Genomic DNA, 18,524 nt, shown 5'->3' with positions numbered 1-18,524 from the left:
CCGATCGGCCGTCTCCCCGCGCGGTTCAGCCCTCCGTGCGGTACATCAGGTCCACCTCGTGGACCCGGAAGCCCAGCCGCTCGTAGACCTTCACGGCCGCGGTGTTGTCGGCGTCCACGTACAGCATCGCGGTCGGCAGGCCGCGGTCGCGGGCCAGGTAGCGCAGGCCCACCACCGTCAGCGCCTTGCCCAGGCCCCCGCCCTGGGCGCCGGGGGTGACGCCGACGACGTACACCTCGCCGAGCTGCTCGGCGCTGTGGACCTTCGTCCAGTGGAAGCCGAGCAGTTCCTCACCCTCTCCGCCGCCCTCGCCGCCGCGCACGGCGAGGAAGAAGCCCTTGGGGTCGAACCACGGCTCGGCCTCGCGGTCCTCCAGGTCGCGCAGGGTCATACCGCCCTGCTCGGGGTGGTGGGCGAAGGCGGCGGCGTTGGCGGCCAGCCAGGCCGCGTCGTCCTGTCCGGGGACGAAGGTCCTCAGCCGCACCCCCGGCGGCAGCACCGGCTCGGGCAGGTCCAGGCCGGCCAGGGGGCGCCGCATCTGCCGCAGTTCGCGGAAGAGGGTGAGGCCGAGCATCCGGGCCAGGTGCCGCGCGGCCGGGTGGCCGCCGTGCGCCCACACCCGCAGCCGCCGGCCCGACGCCTCCAGCAGCGCGCGGCCCAGCGCGAGACCGTGGCCCTCGCGGCGGTGGTCGGGGTGGACCACGAACTCGCCGGCCGGGGCCTCGACCGGATCGGTGTCCTCCAACTGGCCGTATCCGACCAGTTCCCCCCGGTCCCACAGCAACAGGTGCCGCACGCCCCGGCGGCGCCCGCCGCGCAGCTGGAGGCGGCCCTGCTCGGAGACGGCGGGCTGGCCGTCCACCCGGGCGGCCTCGTCGATCAGCGCCTGGGCTTCCCGTACGGCCTCGGGCGTCAGCTCGTCCACAACCACCACGTCGCTCATGGGGAGAAGCCTACGCAGCATCGAAACCTGGCGGTTACTTCCTCCACCATGACACGCTACGCGCGTTGACCTAGGCTGCCCCTCGCCATCACCGGCCATCACCAGGCCAACTCACGGCTTCACCAAGGGAACAGAAGGGGACAGAACATGTCCACTCCGCCCAAGCGGTCCCCCCTCTCCCGCAGACTCACCGCCGCCGCGGCCGGTCTGCTGACGGTCGGCGCGCTCGGCGCCGCCGTGCCCGCCGCCGCGCAGGACGCGCCGGAAGCCGGGGCGCGGAAGGCGTCCGGCGAGCACCACGGCCGCACCGTCGACCTCCAGGTGCTCGCGATCAACGACTTCCACGGCAACCTGGAGCCCCCCACCGGCTCCTCCGGCCGTGTGACCCACCAGCACCCGGACGGCACCACCGAGCAGATCGACGCCGGCGGCGCCGAGTACCTCGCCACCTCCCTGCGCGAGGCCCGCGAGGGCCACCCGTACTCGGTCACCGTCGCGCCCGGCGACATCGTGGGCGCCAGCCCGCTGCTGTCGGGCCTCTTCCACGACGAGCCCACCATCGAGGCGATGAACGCGCTCGGCATGGACGTCGTGGGCGTCGGCAACCACGAGTTCGACGAGGGCGCGGCCGAGCTGAAGCGCCTCCAGAAGGGCGGCTGCCACCCCGAGGACGGCTGCTACGACGAGGGCCGCACCTTCGAGGGCGCCGACTTCCCGATCCTCGCGGCCAACGTCGTCGACGAGAGGACCGGCAGGCCGCTGCTGGCGCCCTACACCGTCAAGAAGATGAAGGGCGTCAAGGTCGGCTTCATCGGCGTCACGCTGGAGGGCACGCCGGACATCGTCTCGGCCGAGGGCGTCAAGGGGCTGAAGTTCCTCGACGAGGCCGAGACCATCGACAAGTACACCAAGGAGCTCAGGCGCAAGGGCGTCAACGCCGTCATCGCGCTGGTCCACGAGGGCGGCACCCCGGCCTCCACCGCGTACAACGCCGACTGCGGCGAGGACGGCGGCAAGCTGTCCGGCCCGATCGTCGACATCGCGAAGCGGACGGACGCGGGCGTGGACGCGCTGATCACCGGCCACACCCACCAGCCCTACGTCTGCTCCATCCCCGACCCCAGGGGCGAGGACCGCCTGGTCACCTCCGCCGCCTCCTTCGGCCGGCTCTTCACCGAGCTGAACATGGAGTACGACCGCCGCACCCGCGACATCGTGCGCGCCTCGGTCGAGGGCACCAACCGCGTCGTCCACCGCAACCAGGAGAAGGCGGCCGACCTCACCTCGCTGATCGACTACTGGAAGGGGCTGGCCGCGCCCGTCGCGAACCGCCCCATCGGCTGGATCTCCGAGGACATCGCCGCCGACCGGACCAGGCCCGAGTCCCCGCTGGGCGACCTGATCGCCGACGCGCAGCTCGCCCACGCCCGCAAGCTGGACCCCGGCGCCGACCTGGCCCTGATGAACCCCGGCGGCATCCGCGCCGACCTGGTGTACGCGGCCTCCGGCGCCGAGGGCGACGGCGTGGTGACGTACGCCGAGGGCTTCACCGTCCAGCCCTTCTCCAACACCGTCAACCTGACCACCCTCACCGGCGAGCAGCTCCTGACGGTGCTGCGCGAGCAGGTCAGCGGCTCCAACGCGGCGTCCCCGAAGATCCTCCAGGTCTCGGCCGGCCTCACCTACACCCTCGACCTCACCCGGTCCGGCGCGGACCGGATCGTCGCGGACTCGGTGCGGCTGAACGGCGAGCCGATCGACCCGTCCGCCTCGTACCGCGTCGCGGTGAACTCCTTCCTGGCGGGCGGCGGCGACGGCTTCCCGACGCTGGCGCGGGGCACCGACCCGCTGGTGGGCGGCGACGACCTGGCGGCCCTCCAGGACTACCTGACCGCCAACTCCTCCGCCGCCGCGCCGCTCGACGCCCCGGCGGCGGACCGGATCACGGTCGTCCGGTGACCCCCCACGGCGGATGACCCTCCCCCCGCGGGCCGGCTCCCCCCGGCCCGCGGAGCCCCCCACAACGCCGCCGACCGGCCCGCGCCGGTCGGCGGCGTTCCCCTGTCCGCGGTTCCGCCCGGGCGCCGGAAAACGCTTCGACGCCGCACGCCCCCGCGCCTAGGCTCGACCCCCATGACCACCCTTCGGACGATCCACGGCACCCCCGTCCTGATGTGCGCCGACGAGGGCGGGACCATCGGCGAGCGCGAGGCGCTGGACCTGATCGGCGACGCCGGGTACCAGGGCGCCCGGTGGGTCGCCGTGCCCGCCGGGCGCCTGGACGAGGACTTCTTCCGGCTGCGCACCGGCGTCGCCGGGGAGATCGTCCAGAAGTTCGCCAACTACCGCCTGGGCCTCGCCGTCGTCGGCGACGTCTCCGCCCGTACGGCCGCCAGCGCGTCGCTGCGGGACTTCGTGCGCGAGTGCGACCGCGGACGACAGACCTGGTTCGTCGCGAACGAGGCGGAGCTGGCGGAACGGCTCAGGTCCTAGGCCCCGGCGGGGCCGGAAGGGGCGTCTCCGGCGGTGGCGCCGGGGCGCCCGGGAGGCGCAGGACGGCCTCCGTGCCTCCGCCCGGCGCCGGGCGGAGGGCGATCTCGCCGCCGCTGCGGCGGACCGTGCGGGCCACGATGGACAGGCCCAGGCCCGAGCCGGGGAGGCTGCGGGCGGACGGGGAGCGCCAGAAGCGGTCGAAGACGTACGGGAGTTCGTCCTCGGGGATGCCGGGGCCGTGGTCGCGCACGCGCAGGGTGCCGGTGCCGGCCTCCAGGACGACCTCGACCGTTCCGCCGGGCGGGGAGAACTTCACCGCGTTGTCCAGCAGGTTGACCACCGCCCGCTCCAGCGCGGCCGGTTCGGCGCGTACGTACCAGGGGGCCAGGTCGCGGGTGACGGTGATGTCCGAGCCGCGCAGCCGGGCCCGTTCCACGGCCCGCTCGGCCGTCTCGTGCAGGCCGACCACCTCCACCTGCCCGCCGGCGGGCGCCGCGTCGGGCCGGGACAGCTCCTGGAGGTCGCCGATGAGGGAGGCGAGTTCGCCGATCTGGGCGCGTACGGACTCCAGCAGCTCGCGGCGGTCCTCCGGCGGCAGCGGGCGGCCGGTCCGCTCGCTGCGCACCAGCAGGTCGATGTTGGTGCGCAGGGAGGTCAGCGGGGTGCGCAGCTCGTGCCCGGCGTCGGCGATGAGCTGCTGCTGGAGGTCGCGGGAGGTGGCCAGGGCGGCGGTCATGGCGTTGAAGGAGCGCGACAGGCGGGCGATCTCGTCGTCGCCCTCGACGGGGATGCGGACGGCCAGGTCCTCGGTGCGGGCGACGTGCTCCACCGCGTCCGTCAGCCGGTCCACCGGGCGCAGGCCGGCGCGCGCGAGCAGGACGCCGGCGCCCGCCGCGCCGAGCACGCCGGTGGCGGCGACCAGGCCGAGGACGAGGGCGAGGGTGTCCAGGCTGTGGTCGACCTCGGCCATCGGGCGGGCCACGCTCACGGCGGCGTCCGTACCGCTCAGGGGGGTCGTCAGCACGCGGTACTTCTCGCCGCCCGCGGTGACGGTGCGCAGGGCCTCCTCGCGCCCGCCGCGGGCGACCGCCACGTCGGCGGCGGAGACCGGCAGGGGCTGCTCGCCGAAGGCCATGCAGCTCGTGCCGTTGCGGTCCACGAGCTGCACGGTGGAGTCGAACGGGTTGGGCGTCTCCTGCCGCTCCTCCTCGGGCACCGCCCGGCACTGGCCGGTCTGCACGAGGTCGATCAGGAGGCGGTCGGGCACCCGGTTGGCGCGCAGGGCGTCGTCGAGTGAGTCGACGAGCTGCTCCCGCACCAGGAACCAGGCGGCCAGGGAGCACGCCGCCACCGCGACCGCCACGGCCAGCGCGACCAGCAGGGCCAGGCGCGAGCGCAGCGGCAGGGAGTTGAGCCGTGACGTCACCGGTGCGTCTCCTCCGCCGCGCCCCCCGGGCCGTCCTTCGGGGTGTCCCTGAGCACGTAGCCGACGCCGCGCACGGTGTGCACCAGGCGCGGCTCGCCGCCCGCCTCGGTCTTGCGGCGCAGGTACATCACGTACACGTCCAGGGAGTTGGAGGAGGGCTCGAAGTCGAAGCCCCAGACGGCCTTGAGGATCTGCTCGCGGGTGAGGACCTGGCGCGGGTGCGCCAGGAACATCTCCAGCAGCGTGAACTCCGTCCGCGTCAGCTCCACCGGCCGCCCGCCGCGGGTCACCTCGCGCGTGGTGGGGTCCATGCGCAGGTCGGCGAAGGCCAGCGTCTCGGCCTCCTCGGCGCCGGCCCGTTCCCGCGCGTAGGAGCTGCGGCGCAGCAGGGCGCGGACGCGGGCCAGCAGCTCGTCCAGCTCGAACGGCTTGACCAGGTAGTCGTCCGCGCCCGCGTCCAGGCCCGTGACGCGGTCGCCGACGGTGTCGCGCGCGGTGAGCATCAGGACGGGGACGGTCGCCCCGTTCGCGCGCATCCGCCGGGCCGCGGTCAGCCCGTCCATGCGCGGCATCAGCACGTCCAGGATCACCAGGTCGGGCCGGTACGCCTCCACCTGCCGCAGGGCCTCCAGGCCGTCGGCGGCGAGCTCCGTCCCGTATCCCTCGAAGGCCAGGCTGCGGCGCAGGGCCTCGCGTACGGCCGGCTCGTCGTCGACGATCAGCACGCGCGCGGACGCGGCGGGGTGGGGCGCGGCGGAGGAGGCGGAGGCGGAGGTCATGGGCAGGAGTGTCGCACCCCCCTCAGTCACCGGCGCGGAGGTCGTCGAGGATCTCCTTCACGTCGTTGACGGGGACGGCGAAGCCCAGGCCGACGCTGCCCGCCTCGCCGCCGGCGGCGGAGGCGTTGTTGTAGATCGCGGAGTTGATGCCGATCACGCGGCCGTCCATGTCGACCAGCGGTCCCCCGGAGTTGCCGGGGTTGAGCGAGGCGTCGGTCTGGATGGCCTCGTAGGTGGTGGTCTCCGGGCCGACCTCGCCGTTGTACCGGCCGCCGCCGAACTCGAACGGCCACGCCCCGTCGCCGCGCGGCCTGCTGTCCTCCCCCTCCTTCTCCACCTTCTCCACCGTGACCTCGCGGTCCTTGGCGGAGACGATGCCGCTGGTGACCGTGCCCGACAGGCCCTCGGGGGAGCCGAAGGCGACGACGCGGTCGCCGATGCGGACGGCGTCGGAGTCGCCGAGCGGGGCGGGGGTCAGGCCGTCCGCGTCCTCGACGCGGATCAGCGCCATGTCGAGGTCGGGCTCGGTGCCGACGATCTCGGCGCGGGCGGTGTCGCCGTCGGAGAAGGTGACCTCGATCGCGGTCGCACCGGAGACGACGTGGTTGTTGGTGAGGATCTCGCCCTTCTCGGAGATCACCACGCCGGAGCCGGTCGCGGAGCCGGAGCGGGAGGTGGCGGCGATCTCCACGACGCTGGGGCCGACGGCCTTGGCCACGTCGGCGACGGTGGCACCGGACTCGGCGGCGGATCCGGAGGTGTTGGCGCCCGGAACGGAGGAGGCGGCGACGGTCGCGGAGCCGTCGCCGAACGCCTCGCCCACCAGCGTCGCCGTACCGCCGCCGACCGCGGCGGCCACGATCGCCACGGCCGCCAGCAGCCCGACGGGACGGCGCGCCCGCTGCCGGGCGTGCGCCCCGGAGGGAGCGCCGGGGACGGCCCCGGAGTCGTGCGGCGAGGGCGTGGTGGCGGGGGCGGTGGCGGGTCCGGGTCCGGGTCCGGGGACGGCCGGCTCGTACGGCGGGCGGGGCGGGTACGCGCGGTCTGTCTCGTGGTCGCTCATGCACACGACTGTGCGCGCCCGGAATGAGAACATCATGAGGACGGACTGAGACCCGGGGAAGAATCGCGCCGCGGTCCCGCCGGGCCCGCCCGGTCCCGCCGGGGCCCCGCCGGGCTCCCGTCAGCCGCCGCACCCGCAGGAGCGGCGCACCACCAGCCCCGACGGGAACTGGCGCACGCGCTCGCGCCGCGAACCGTTCACCCGCACCCCGTCGTCCAGCACCAGGTCCACCGCGGCGCGGGCCATCGCCTCGCGGTCCGAGCCCACCGTGGTCAGCGGCGGATCGGTCAGCGCCGCCTCCTTGACGTCGTCGAAGCCGGCCACCGCCAGCTCGCCGGGCACGTCGATGCCCAGCTCGCGGGCGGCGCGCAGCACGCCGATGGCCTGGTCGTCGGTGGCGCACACCAGCGCGGGCGGGCGGTCGGGGCCGCCGAGCAGGCCGAGGGCGACGCGGTAGGTGTCGTAGCGGTTGTAGGGGGCCTGGAAGAGACGCCCGTCGGTGGAGCGGCCCGCCTCCTTCATCGCCCGGCGCCAGCCCTCCACGTGGTCGGTCACCGGGTCGCCGAAGGACGGGGTGGACTCCACGCCGCCCAGGCAGGCCACGTACGCGTGGCCGTGCTCCAGCAGGTGGCGGGTGACCATCTGCGCGCCGCCGACGTCGTCGAGGACGACGGCCACGTCGTCGATGGCCTCGGGCCGCCGGTGCAGCAGCACCACGCGCGCGTCCCAGGCCTCTATCTCGGCGGCGGCGCGCTCGCTGGGGCCCTGGCTGATCAGGATCAGGCCCGAGACGCGCATGCCGAGGAAGGCGCGCAGATAGTGCACCTCGCGCTCGTCGAGGTAGTCGGAGTTGCCGACGAGGACCATCTTCCCGCGGTCGGCGGCGGCCTGCTCGACCGCGTGCGCCATCTCCGCGAAGAACGGCTGCCGGGCGTCGGGGACGATCAGGCCTATCAGGTCGGTGCGCCGGGACGCCATCGCCTGCGCGACCCGGTCCGGCCGGTACCCCAGCTCCTTGATCGCCGCGAGCACGCGCTCGCGGGTCGCCGGGGCGACCGGCCGGGGCCCGTCGTTGATCACGTAGCTGACGACCGCGGTCGACGTACCCGCCAGTCTCGCCACATCGTCCCGCGTCACCTTCGCCACAGCCGGAAGTCTACGCGCGCCGCCTCAGTTCCCCACCCGGCGAGCGGCGGCCTTCCGCCCGCCCTCCGGCGTGCCGTTCGCCGCGTCCTGCGCCATTCTCTCGGCGGCGTCCACGGTGGCCCTGGCGTCCTCCTGGGCCCTGCGCTCCTCGGCGGTCGGCTCCTTCTTCTCCGGGAGCACGAAGCGGTAGCCGACGTTGCGCACGGTCCCGATCAGCGACTCGTGCTCCGGGCCGAGCTTGGCCCGCAGCCGCCGTACGTGGACGTCGACGGTCCGGGTGCCGCCGAAGTAGTCGTAGCCCCACACCTCCTGGAGGAGCTGGGCCCTGGTGAACACCCGGCCGGGGTGCTGCGCCAGGTACTTCAGCAGCTCGAACTCCTTGAAGGTGAGGTCCAGCACGCGCCCCTTGAGCTTGGCGCTGTAGGTGGCCTCGTCCACCGACAGGTCGCCGGTGCGGATCTCCATCGGGCTGTCGTCGCCGGCGATCTGCTGGCGTCCGGTGGCCAGTCGCAGCCGGGCCTCGACCTCGGCCGGGCCGGCGGTGTCCAGCAGGACGTCGTCGACGCCCCACTCGGCGGTGACGGCCGCGAGGCCGCCCTCGGTGACCACCAGGATCAGCGGGCAGCCCGGTCCGGTGGAGCGCAGGAGCTGGCACAGGGAGCGCACCTGGGGCAGGTCGCGGCGGCCGTCGATCAGGATGACGTCGGCGCCGGGCGTGTCCACCAGCGCGGGCCCCTCGGCCGGGGCCACACGGACGTTGTGCAGCAGCAGGCCGAGCGCGGGCAGGACTTCGGTCGAGGGCTGGAGGGCGTTGGTCAGCAGGAGTAGTGAGCTCATGACGTCGAGTCCTTCCCCGGCCCCGTGAGGGGCGTGTGGCGGCACTGCTTCGTACTGCGCTCTGAAAGCACGAAAGGACCCGGGGGCGGCGCTGCCCGGATCCTTCTCGTCATCGACAATATCCCACATGAGTGAGGATGCGGAGGGACCGGAGGAGCTTTTCCGTGCCGGGCCGGTCACCGAACGTGGCGGGCGCACGGCGGAGCGGACGCCTCCGGACGCGCCTTCGCGGACACGGCTGCGGGCCGGCGACGGGGTGGGCATCGACGCCGCCTACCAGCCCCGCGAGGGGTCTTCCGGCGGCCGGGGCGACGGTCCGGCGGAGGCCGAGGGGCGGGACCTGGCGATCGTCGTGGCGCACGGTTTCACCGGCTCGCTGGAGCGGCCCGCGGTGCGACGAGTGTCACAGGTCTTCGCCCGTCACGCGGGCGTGGTCACGTTCTCCTTCCGCGGGCACGGCCGCTCCGGGGGCCGGTCCACGGTCGGCGACCGGGAGGTGCTGGACCTGGCGGCGGCGGTGCGCTGGGCGCGCTCGCTGGGGCACCGGACGGTGGCGACGGTGGGCTTCTCGATGGGCGGATCGGTGGTGCTGCGGCACGCGGCGCTCCACCGGCCCGGCGGGGCGGACGGCGCCGGCGGAGCGCACGGGATGCGTCAGGGGCGCACAGACGCACACACCGATGCGGTCGTCGCCGTGAGTGCGCCCGCGCGCTGGTACTACCGGGGCACCCCGGCCATGCGGCGGGTCCACTGGGCCATCCAGCGCCCCGTCGGGCGCCTGGTCTCCCGCTACGGGCTGCGCACCCGCGTCCACCACCGGGACTGGGACCCGGTGCCGCTGTCGCCGGTGGAGGCCGCGCCGCTGATCGCTCCGACTCCGCTGCTGGTGGTGCACGGCGACCGGGACGCCTACTTCCCGCTGGACCACCCCCGCTCGCTGGCCGACGCGGCCGACCCGGCGTCCACCGAGCTGTGGATCGAGCGCGGCTTCGGACACGCCGAGAACGCCGCGCCCCGGGAACTGCTGGAGCGGATCGCCGCCTGGACGGCCGCACGGGCCGGCCGGGCGACCCGCCATCATGGTGGCGGGACGACGGACGGCTGAGAGGGACACCACCATGCCGAGCGGCATGATCCGCTACTGGGCCGCGGCCAAGGCCGCCGCCGGGATCACCGAGGAGAGATACGAGGCCCACACGCTCGCCGAGGCGCTGGCCGAGGCGCGCGAACGGCACGCCGGGCGGCCGGAGTTCGACCGGGTGCTGGGCCTCTGCTCGTTCCTGGTGGACGGTGAACCGGTCGGCAGGCGCGACCACCGGCTCGTCCGACTGACCGAGGGCGGCACCGTCGAGGTGCTCCCCCCCTTCGCGGGAGGCTCCCGATGACCGACCAGCAGTACCCGCCCCAGCAGCCGTACGGCTCGCAGCCCGGTTCGCACAACGGGCACGACGGATACAACGGGCATGGCAGACACAACGGGTACGACGGACGCGGCGGGTACGGCCCGTGCGATCCCGCGTACGGGCATGCCGGGCAGAACGGGTGGAACGGGCAGGACGGGCGGAACGACCAGTACGCCGGCCAGTACGACCAGCACGGGTACGGCGGCCAGTACGGCCGGCACGGGTACGCCGACCAGTACGGCCGGCAGGCCGCCCCGGACCAGGGGTGGTACGGCGCCCCCGACGCTCCCCCGCCGCCCCGGTACCCCGGCCCCGGCCCCCTGCCCCCGGAGCAGGGCGCCGCGGCCGGCGCGCCCGCCGCGGCGGCCACCGCCACGGCCGACGCCCCGCCCGCCGCCCCCCGGCGCACCGGCAGCCCGATCATCGCGCCCGGCCCGGCCCCCGCAGCCCTCACCGCGCTCCTCTGCGTACTGCTCGCGGCCACCGCCCAGGTCTCCCTCCCGGTGTCGGCCGTCGCCGTGGTGCTGCTCCAGGCGGTCACGGCCGCGGGCTGGTTCCGGCTCAACGGCATGTGGCCCGCCCGGCAGGGCATCGCGCTGGCGTTCCTCGCGGGCGTCACCGCCGACGCGGCCCTGCTGGCGATCGGCGCCGAACACGCCCCGGCCGTGATCATCGGCGCGCTCGGCGCCTGGATCCTGCTCGTCCTCGTCCTCCAGCTCCGCAACCACTCCTCGCCCGACGAGCGCATGTACGCGCTCACCGCCGGGGTCACCTCCACCGCCCTCACCGTGGTCGCCGCCGGACACCTGGCCGCCGAGCCCGACGCGGTGACGGTCGGCGCGCTGGCCGTGGCCGCCGCCGCCCTCGCCCGGGCGCTGCCGCTGCCGTCCGCGCTCTCCGTCGTCGTCGCGCTGCTCGCCGCCGCGGGCGCGGGCGTCGCGGCCGGGCGGTTCACCGTCCTGGAGAACTCCGGCGCGGTGCTGGGGCTGGCCGCCGGGGCGTGCGCGCTGATCGGGCTGCGGGTGGCGAGCTACGACTTCCCCTCCCGCTTCGTCCACATGACGGCGGGCGTGGCACTGCCGCTGACCGCCGCCGTACCGGCGGTCCACCTGCTCGGCAGGGCGCTGGCGTAGGGCCGGGCGCACCGGGCCGGGTCCGTGGTACAGACCTGTCCCGGTGTGCCGCGGGTTAGGCTCGCCGGAACCCGACCGGCTTCCGCCGGCGTCGATCGAACCGATCGGCCCGGTCAGCCCGACCGACCCGACCGCACCCGGCCACCCTGGGGGGGACCACCACGATGCGCTCACTCAAAGCCCTGCTGGTACTTCTGCTCGTCTTCGGCGGTCTGTTCGTCGGCGCCGACCGGCTGGCGGTGGACTTCGCCGAGGACGAGATCGCCGAGCGGGTCGGGAACTCCAGGGGACTGAGCGAGCGGCCCTCCGTGGAGATCCACGGATTCCCCTTCCTGACCCAGGTCGTGGGCAAGGAACTGGAGTCGGTCGACGCCACGCTGAACGGGCTGACCGTCAAGGTCGGCGGCCGCGACGTCGACGTCACCGAGGTGAAGGTCCGGCTCAGCGACGTGCGGCTGGAGAACAACTTCTCCTCGGCCGTGGCCGACCGGGCCGTCGGCAGCGCGCGGATCAGCTACCAGGACCTGACCGAGGCGGGCGCGAAGGGCGCCGCCCTGGTGTACGCCGGCGCGGAGCGGGCCGCGAAGAACCAGGTCAGGCTGGACGTGAACCTCGCCGTCCTGGAACTCAGCGTGCACAGCACACTGAGCGTGCGCGGCGGCAGCACCATCGCGCTGCACGCCGAGGACCTTCCGGAGCTCCCCGTCGCGGAGGACGTCATCCGGGGCCAGATAGACCGGGAGCTGGAGATCACCGGTCTCCCCCAGGGCCTGCGGCTCGAGAAGGTGGACGTCGAGGAGGAGGGCGTCGTCCTGCACCTGAGCGGCTCGGACGTGAACCTGGCCGGCTGACGGCGGGCGGCCGGGCCTCCGTCCACTCTCCGAGACGACCGCGTCCGCGCCTCAGAAAACGCCTTCCGGGCCCCTGGACGCCCGTCCGGGAGGGGTTCGCACCTCTCACCGCGTCCCACTACCCGGACATTCTCTTCTCACCATACGGAACGGCGGTGACACGCCCGCCCTTCCGTCCCTACGATCGGCCCCATGAAGCGACAGGCGGATCTCACGAAGCGACGGGCAGTCGATCTTTGCCGTGTCGCCGCCATGCTCTGTCGCGCCGTCGTCTGACGGCTGACCCTCGGTGCCCTTCGCAGCCCGGACCGCAGCCGCGCACCGCCCCGCTGTCCCCCGCCTCCCGCGGCGTACAGCCCGTGCGCGCCCGCCGGCGCCCCGCGCCGCCGCCGCACGCACACCCACCGCAATCCCGTAGCACCTGCCCTCCGGAGGAGAGACATGAGCCGCAGTGACGTCCTGGTGGACGCCGACTGGGTCGAGGCCCACATCGACGACCCCAAGGTGGTCATCGTCGAGGTCGACGAGGACACCTCGGCCTACGACAGGAACCACATCAAGAACGCCGTCCGGATCGACTGGAAGACCGACCTCCAGGACCCGGTGCGCCGTGACTTCGTCGACCAGGCGGGCTTCGAGAAGCTGCTGTCCGAGAAGGGCATCTCCAACGACGACACCGTCGTCCTCTACGGCGGCAACAACAACTGGTTCGCGTCCTACGCCTACTGGTACTTCAAGCTCTACGGCCACCAGGACGTGAAGCTCCTCGACGGCGGCCGCAAGAAGTGGGAGCTGGACGCCCGCGAGCTGGTCTCCGAGGTGCCCTCCCGCCCGAAGACCGAGTACAGGGCCAAGGAGCAGGACACGTCGATCCGCGCCTTCCGCGACGACGTCGTCGAGGCCATCGGCAAGCTGAACCTGGTGGACGTCCGCTCCCCCGACGAGTTCAGCGGCAAGCTGCTCGCCCCCGCCCACCTGCCGCAGGAGCAGTCGCAGCGTCCGGGCCACGTCCCGACCGCCAGCAACATCCCGTGGTCGAAGTCGGCCAACGACGACGGCACCTTCAAGTCCGACGAGGAGCTGAAGGAGCTGTACCAGGAGGCGGGTGTGGACCTGTCCAAGGACACCATCGCCTACTGCCGCATCGGCGAGCGCTCCGCCCACACCTGGTTCGTCCTGCACGAGCTGCTGGGCCAGGAGAACGTCAAGAACTACGACGGCTCGTGGACCGAGTACGGCTCGCTGGTCGGCGTGCCGATCGAGCTCGGCGACGGCAAGAGCGCCTGAGCCCCTCCTCTCCACGCCCACGCCCACTCCTCGCTCGGAAGGAAGAGCCCAGACATGTGCGGAGCACAGGCAGGCGGCCCCGACGCCTCCTCCATCAAGCCCGGTGAGACGACGATCCAGGGCCAGGTGACCCGCGGCGGCGAGCCCGTCACCGGGTACGTCCGGCTCCTGGACAGCACCGGCGAGTTCACGGCCGAGGTCCCGACCTCCGCCACCGGCCAGTTCCGCTTCTACGCCGCCGAGGGCACCTGGACCGTGCGCGCCCTGGTCCCCGGCGGCACCGCGGACCGCACCGTCGTCGCCCAGCAGGGCGGCCTGGTGGAGGTCCCCATCGCGGTGTGACCGCGTGACGGCGGCCGTCGTCCGACGTACGGCCGCCACCTGACGTACGGAGGCCGCGCCCCGGGGGTTGGACACCTTGTGTGGGGCGCGGCCTCCGTGCATCCCGCCTCCGGCGGGCGGTCCGCCGGCGGAGGCGCCAGTACGCCAGTGCGTCAGTAGACGAGCGCCTGCACGCCCTCGCCCATGATCTCGCTGACGAAGACCTGGGCCCCGGCGATCCGCACGCCCTCGAGCACGTCCTTCTCCTCGATCCCGCGCCGCGCCGCGCACTGGGTGCACAGCGTGATCCGCCCGCCCGCCAGGACGCCGTCGACCAGCTCGGGCAGCGGCGCGGAGTGCGGCAGTTCGAACTCCGCCGCCCGGCCCGGCAGCGCGAACCACGCCGACTCCCCGGTCAGCCAGAGCGACACCTCCACCCCGCTGGCCACGGCCACCGCCGCCACCGTGAAGGCCTGCGAGCACCGCTCGGGCGCGTCCGCCCCGGCCGTCACCTTGATCACGAGCTTCTTCGACACAGCTGCCATGCGCACCACGGTAGTGCCCCGGCGCGCCGCAATCCGATCGTGATCAGCGGGAGGACAACCTTTCCCTCCCCGCTTTTGTCAGCGGGCCGACAAAAGTGTGAGGAGTTCCCATGCCCACGTTCCCGCCGCTCCCGGCGGAACCCCCCGAGTCCGTGCCCGCGCCACCGCTACCGACCGCGCCACCGCCACCGTCCCCGGCCGCACCGGAGACCTCCCGGCCGCGCCGCCGCGGCCGTACGGCCCTGCTGCCGGCCTGCGCCGCCCTCCTCGGCGCCGTCGGCGGCCTCGCGGGCGGCTACACCGTCCAGGCCGACCGCGCGCCCACCCCGCTGCCCCCGCTGTCGCAGGCGGAGCTGTCGTACCCGAAGGAGCCGCTGCCCGAGGGCGAGGAGCCCGAGCCGCTCACCGCCGAGGAGGACCGGCGGGTCCGTACGGACGGCGACCTGCGCAAGCTGCTCCTGGACAGGCCGAAGGGGGCGCGGGAGCCCGAGCCGAGCCCGGACGTGGACGGCTGGCTCTCGCTGCCCGCCTACGCCCGGGAGTTCGACAATCCCGGATACATGTTCACCTACCTGACCGGCGAGGACCTGCGCCGCGTCGCGAGCACCGGCTGGCAGCGGGGCGAGTACCGGACGGTGAGCGTGAGCCTCGTGCAGTTCCGCGACGAGAAGCGCCGGTCCGCCCTCGAACACGCCGAGGACCAGCAGGAGTACATGCCCTACGACCAGCACGCGGGCAACGACGGCACCGCTCTGAAGGGGTCGGGCAACGGCCGCTACTACGTCTTCGACGAGCCCGACCGCGAGCCCGGCTTCCTCCCGGTGTACGCGGCCAGGGCGATCGCCCAGCGCGGCGACATCATGATGGACATCTGGATCTACGACATCGAGCCGATCGCCGGGCGCGACATCAGGTCCCTGGCCGAGCGGCAGTTGGAGCGGCTGTGAACGACCGGGAGAACCGAAACGGCGCCGGGGCCCCGGCCGGTCCGCCTGCCGCGGACACGAGCACCGTCCCGACCACGGAGACCGTCCCGGACACGAGCACCGTCCCGACCGCGGAGACCGCCCCCGAGGCGTCCGCCGCCGCGGCCCCGGACGGCCTCCGGGACGCCGGACCGCGCGGGAGGAGCCGGCTCCGCCGCGCTCTCGTCCCCCTGCTGTCCGCGGCCCTGGTGCTCGGTGCGGCCGGCGGCGGACTCGCCTACACCAAGGCCGTCGTGGACGGCGCCGACGTGTCCGCCCCCACGGTGATCTGGAGGAAGCCCGCGAGGACCCCCTCCGACGGCGATCCGGCACCGGACCCCAGGGAGGGGCGCTCCGACGGCGAGCTGCGCGGGAAACTGCTGCCGGTCTCCGTGGAGTTCCGGCTCGGTCCGGACATCTCCGGGTTCGGCAACGACACCGAGCTGAGCGGCAGGCAGGCCCAGGCCCTGATGCGCGAGGGCGGCAAGGGGCTGCCGAGCAAGCAGCGCCGCCAGCACCGCGAGTACGTCGAGAAGCTGCGCGTCCAGGGCATCGTGATGCGCACGTACACGGCCCACGACAACCGGTTCACGGCCGAGATCCAGCTCGCCCGCATGAAGAACGAGAAGGGCGTCGAGGCCCTGGGCGCCCTCCAGTCCGAGCTGGTCGACGCCCTGTCGGTCTTCCGCGACGGCCCGGAGATCAAGGGCCACCGGAACGCGCGCTGCTTCCTGCCGCCCAAGGACGGCGACTCCGAGCTGGAGACGATGTTCTGCACCGCCCACCAGGACGAGTACCTGGTCTCGTTCCAGGCCGCCGGCGTCAAGCCTTTCCCCAAGGAGGCCGCGGCGGAACTGCTGAAGGACCAGCTCGACCACCTGGTGTCCCCGGGGGAGTACGTATGACCGAGTCCGTGACAGACCGGCCCGAGCCGGCCGCGCCCGCCGTCGCACCGCAGGCGGAGCCGACGGGGGACCCGGCGGCGAGTCCGGCGGGGGACCCGCGGGCGGCCGCCGTACCCGCCCCGCCGTCCGTTCCCCCCTCGCCCGCCGCTCCCCCCGCGCCGAGGCGCCGCCGCCCGCCGGCCCGTGTCCTGCGGGCCGTCGGCCGCTGGACGGCCGCCGTGACGGTCTTCGGGGTGTTCTGCGCCGGCACCGCCTACGGCATCACGCGGATGGAGCGCCACGAGGTGCCGGGCCTGGCCACCGCGAGCGACGGGCGATGGACGTACCCCGAGCTCACCCTGCCCGCCCTCCCCTCCGGCTCCCCGCGCCCGTTCGCGCCGGGCAACGAGGCGGAGGTCCACCACGCCGACCCGCGCGAGCTGCTGGTCCCCCTGCCCGAGGGGGCCGTGGGGGCCGAGGAGGCCGGGAAGGGCGGGAAGGGCGGGAAGGCCGGGAAGGACGGCGAGACCGAGGGGCTGCCCCCGTCGAAGGGCGGCTGGGTCACGATCGGCGACTACGCCGGGCTCTACGAGGAGGGCGAGCGCGACGAGCTGCGGCAGCGGCTGGCGGACGACGCCGTACGGCACATCGCCGCCCGCGGATGGGTCATGCCGGACGGCACCCGCACCAGCGTCCACCTGCTGCGGTTCAACAGCGGCGCCGTCGCCGGCGACTTCCACACCGAGACGGTGTACGGGGGCCTGGCCCCGGGCCTGACGCTGGCCGGGGCGCCGGACTCGGAGCTGGACGAGAGCTGGCCGCCGGAGACCGCCCCGGAGAACGTCGAGATCGAGGTGTACGACGAGCCGGAGCCCCGCGGCGACGTCCACACCCGCCACGCGTACCTGCTCGCCGGGGACACCGTGGCCCTGATCGTCCAGTCCCGGAAGGGGACGGCTCCCGCGGTGCCGTTCCGGCAGACGGTGATCCTCCAGGCCCAGCTCCTGGGCTGACCCGGCCGCCCACCGGCCCGGAACGGCCCCCGCGGCGGGGCGGCGCACCTCACAGCACCGCCCCGCCGCGGGCCGACTAGACTCGTCCGCGGGCCGCCCACCGGCCCGTACGTCCGTGCGAAGCCCCCGAGGAGCGCTCCCGTGCTTGAGGCATTCTTCATCGCCCTGCTGGTCCTGGTCTGTGTCGGCGTCCTGGCGTTCATGGGTCTGACCGTGAAGAAGCTCTACCAGGGCCAGCGCTGACCCCCCGTACCCTGGCACGTACACCGCTGACCACACGTCCTCGACAGATCGCCTGAGTTCCTCATGATCGAGATCCCGTCCGACCTCCACCCGGACCTCGTCCCCCTCGCGTTCCTCCTGGGCAACTGGACGGGCGCGGGCGTCGCCGACTTCCCCGGGCGCGAGCAGTGCAACTTCGGCCAGGAGGTCTCCTTCTCCCACGACGGCCGGGGCTTCCTGGAGTACGCCTCCCGCACCTGGGAGCTGGACGCCAAGGGCGAGAAGGTCCGCCCGCTGGAGAGCGAGAACGGCTACTGGCGGATCGACCGGGAGCGCAAGGTCGAGGTCGTCATGGTCCGCGACCGGGGCATCGCCGAGGTCTGGCACGGCGAGATGGCCGAGCAGAAGCCCCAGATCGACCTGGCCACGGACGCCTTCGCCCGCCTGTCCTCCGCCGGGGAGTACTCCGGCGGCAAGCGGCTGTACGGCTACGTCAAGGGCGACCTGATGTGGGTCGGCGAGCTGGCCACCCCGGACCCCGACCGCCCGCTGCGCCCGTACATGTCGGCGCACCTGAAGAAGGTCGTCGACCCGAGGGAGTGGGCCAAGGACCTCAAGGACCTCCCGGACGACGGGATCGCCTTCTTCCGGTGACGCGCGCGGCGGCCCTCCCGGGCCGCCTCCCCGCTCGTACGGCCCGCCCCGGGCGGCGTCCTCCTACACTGGCCGTGTGGTGAGCACCGACTGGCAGAGCGACCTACGCAGACGCGGATACCGGCTGACGCCGCAGCGCCAGCTCGTGCTGGAGGCCGTGGACAAGCTGGAGCACTCCACTCCGGACGACATCCTCGCCGAGGTGCGGCGCACGGCGGGGAGCGTGAACATCTCCACCGTCTACCGCACGCTGGAGCTGCTGGAGGAGCTGGGTCTGGTCAGCCACGCCCACCTGGGGCACGGCGCGCCCACGTACCACCTGGCCGACCGGCACGACCACATGCACCTGGTGTGCCGGGACTGCACCAAGGTGATCGAGGCCGACATCTCGCTCGCCGCCGACTTCGCCGGCCGGCTGCGGGAGGCGTTCGGGTTCGACACCGACATGAAGCACTTCGCGATCTTCGGCCGCTGCCGCGACTGCGCCGCCGCGCGCCCGGAGGGGCTCCCCCGGGGGGACGCGGACGAGAGCGCGGACGGCACGGAGTCGTAGGCTGGC

Annotated in this window: 21 protein-coding genes; 14 read left to right on the top strand and 7 right to left on the bottom strand. The window is 73.9% G+C overall.

Going from position 1 to position 18,524, the window contains the following annotated elements; translation table 11 throughout:
• Positions 1-25: 25 nt before the first annotated feature.
• Positions 26-943 (bottom strand): mycothiol synthase, encoded by a 918-nt coding sequence (gene mshD / locus QC029_RS12200; RefSeq protein ID WP_279555620.1) that lies wholly within the window; start codon positions 941-943, stop codon positions 26-28.
• Positions 944-1,090: 147 nt separating this feature from the next.
• Between mshD and QC029_RS12195 the strand changes: the two genes are divergently transcribed.
• Positions 1,091-2,902, top strand: coding sequence for a bifunctional UDP-sugar hydrolase/5'-nucleotidase (locus tag QC029_RS12195; protein WP_279555619.1), 1,812 nt, complete (start codon positions 1,091-1,093; stop codon positions 2,900-2,902).
• A gap of 174 nt (positions 2,903-3,076) precedes the next feature.
• The gene (locus QC029_RS12190) at positions 3,077-3,436 is read left to right on the top strand and encodes a DUF4180 domain-containing protein (protein WP_279555618.1); all 360 of its coding nucleotides are present in this window, start codon (positions 3,077-3,079) and stop codon (positions 3,434-3,436) included.
• Here QC029_RS12190 and QC029_RS12185 read toward each other — a convergent pair.
• From QC029_RS12185 to QC029_RS12165, 5 genes are all read right to left on the bottom strand, one after another.
• Positions 3,426-4,862 (bottom strand): HAMP domain-containing sensor histidine kinase, encoded by a 1,437-nt coding sequence (locus tag QC029_RS12185; RefSeq protein ID WP_279555617.1) that lies wholly within the window; start codon positions 4,860-4,862, stop codon positions 3,426-3,428. The genes QC029_RS12190 and QC029_RS12185 overlap by 11 nt on opposite strands.
• Positions 4,859-5,641, bottom strand: a complete 783-nt coding sequence (locus QC029_RS12180; protein WP_279555616.1) for a response regulator transcription factor — start codon at positions 5,639-5,641, stop codon at positions 4,859-4,861. The genes QC029_RS12185 and QC029_RS12180 overlap by 4 nt, the downstream gene beginning before the upstream one ends.
• A 22-nt stretch (positions 5,642-5,663) precedes the next feature.
• Positions 5,664-6,704, bottom strand: a complete 1,041-nt coding sequence (locus QC029_RS12175) for a trypsin-like peptidase domain-containing protein (RefSeq protein WP_279555615.1) — start codon at positions 6,702-6,704, stop codon at positions 5,664-5,666.
• Positions 6,705-6,824: 120 nt separating this feature from the next.
• On the bottom strand, positions 6,825-7,850 hold the full coding sequence (locus QC029_RS12170; protein ID WP_279555614.1) for a LacI family DNA-binding transcriptional regulator: 1,026 nt from the start codon (positions 7,848-7,850) through the stop codon (positions 6,825-6,827).
• 24 nt (positions 7,851-7,874) lie between these two features.
• Positions 7,875-8,687: a response regulator transcription factor gene (locus QC029_RS12165; protein ID WP_279555613.1), complete on the bottom strand. Its 813-nt coding sequence runs from the start codon at positions 8,685-8,687 to the stop codon at positions 7,875-7,877.
• A 127-nt stretch (positions 8,688-8,814) separates the two neighbouring features.
• Here QC029_RS12165 and QC029_RS12160 point away from each other — a divergent pair, with 127 nt between their 5' ends.
• The 7 genes from QC029_RS12160 (at position 8,815) to QC029_RS12135 (ending at position 13,703) form a co-directional block, all read left to right on the top strand.
• Positions 8,815-9,792: an alpha/beta hydrolase gene (locus tag QC029_RS12160; protein WP_279555612.1), complete on the top strand. Its 978-nt coding sequence runs from the start codon at positions 8,815-8,817 to the stop codon at positions 9,790-9,792.
• A 13-nt stretch (positions 9,793-9,805) separates the two neighbouring features.
• On the top strand, positions 9,806-10,072 hold the full coding sequence (locus QC029_RS12155; protein WP_279555611.1) for a MoaD/ThiS family protein: 267 nt from the start codon (positions 9,806-9,808) through the stop codon (positions 10,070-10,072).
• On the top strand, positions 10,069-11,223 hold the full coding sequence (locus QC029_RS12150) for a hypothetical protein (protein ID WP_279555609.1): 1,155 nt from the start codon (positions 10,069-10,071) through the stop codon (positions 11,221-11,223). Before QC029_RS12155 ends, QC029_RS12150 begins: the two co-directional genes overlap by 4 nt.
• Before the next feature lie 164 nt (positions 11,224-11,387).
• Entirely contained in the window at positions 11,388-12,074 is a 687-nt protein-coding gene (locus QC029_RS12145) for a DUF2993 domain-containing protein (RefSeq protein WP_279555608.1), read from the top strand.
• Positions 12,075-12,266: 192 nt separating this feature from the next.
• The gene (locus QC029_RS31195) at positions 12,267-12,350 is read left to right on the top strand and encodes a putative leader peptide (protein ID WP_369126573.1); all 84 of its coding nucleotides are present in this window, start codon (positions 12,267-12,269) and stop codon (positions 12,348-12,350) included.
• Between the two features lie 165 nt (positions 12,351-12,515).
• Entirely contained in the window at positions 12,516-13,361 is an 846-nt protein-coding gene (locus tag QC029_RS12140; protein WP_279555606.1) for a sulfurtransferase, read from the top strand.
• A gap of 54 nt (positions 13,362-13,415) precedes the next feature.
• Positions 13,416-13,703 carry a DUF1416 domain-containing protein gene (locus tag QC029_RS12135; RefSeq protein WP_279555604.1) on the top strand — a complete coding sequence of 96 codons (288 nt, stop codon included), beginning with the start codon at positions 13,416-13,418 and terminating at the stop codon, positions 13,701-13,703.
• A gap of 152 nt (positions 13,704-13,855) precedes the next feature.
• Here the strand turns inward: QC029_RS12135 and QC029_RS12130 are convergent, their stop codons facing one another.
• On the bottom strand, positions 13,856-14,218 hold the full coding sequence (locus tag QC029_RS12130) for a DsrE family protein (RefSeq protein WP_279555659.1): 363 nt from the start codon (positions 14,216-14,218) through the stop codon (positions 13,856-13,858).
• Positions 14,219-14,337: 119 nt separating this feature from the next.
• Here QC029_RS12130 and QC029_RS12125 point away from each other — a divergent pair, with 119 nt between their 5' ends.
• From QC029_RS12125 to QC029_RS12105, 5 genes are all read left to right on the top strand, one after another.
• A complete protein-coding gene (locus QC029_RS12125; RefSeq protein ID WP_279555602.1) occupies positions 14,338-15,174 on the top strand; it encodes a hypothetical protein in 837 nt (278 codons plus the stop codon).
• Positions 15,171-16,097: a hypothetical protein gene (locus tag QC029_RS12120; protein ID WP_279555601.1), complete on the top strand. Its 927-nt coding sequence runs from the start codon at positions 15,171-15,173 to the stop codon at positions 16,095-16,097. Before QC029_RS12125 ends, QC029_RS12120 begins: the two co-directional genes overlap by 4 nt.
• Complete coding sequence (locus QC029_RS12115) at positions 16,094-17,089, top strand: hypothetical protein (RefSeq protein WP_279555600.1); 996 nt, start codon at positions 16,094-16,096, stop codon at positions 17,087-17,089. The genes QC029_RS12120 and QC029_RS12115 overlap by 4 nt, the downstream gene beginning before the upstream one ends.
• 306 nt (positions 17,090-17,395) lie before the next feature.
• Positions 17,396-17,965 carry an FABP family protein gene (locus QC029_RS12110; RefSeq protein WP_279555599.1) on the top strand — a complete coding sequence of 190 codons (570 nt, stop codon included), beginning with the start codon at positions 17,396-17,398 and terminating at the stop codon, positions 17,963-17,965.
• A gap of 76 nt (positions 17,966-18,041) precedes the next feature.
• On the top strand, positions 18,042-18,518 hold the full coding sequence (locus QC029_RS12105; RefSeq protein WP_279555598.1) for a Fur family transcriptional regulator: 477 nt from the start codon (positions 18,042-18,044) through the stop codon (positions 18,516-18,518).
• Positions 18,519-18,524: the final 6 nt, after the last annotated feature.

Source organism: Streptomyces sp. DH37 (assembly GCF_029813835.1).
GTDB lineage: Bacteria > Actinomycetota > Actinomycetes > Streptomycetales > Streptomycetaceae > Streptomyces.
Note: the sequence above shows the minus strand (reverse complement) of the source record. Positions and strands in the feature narration are given on the sequence as shown.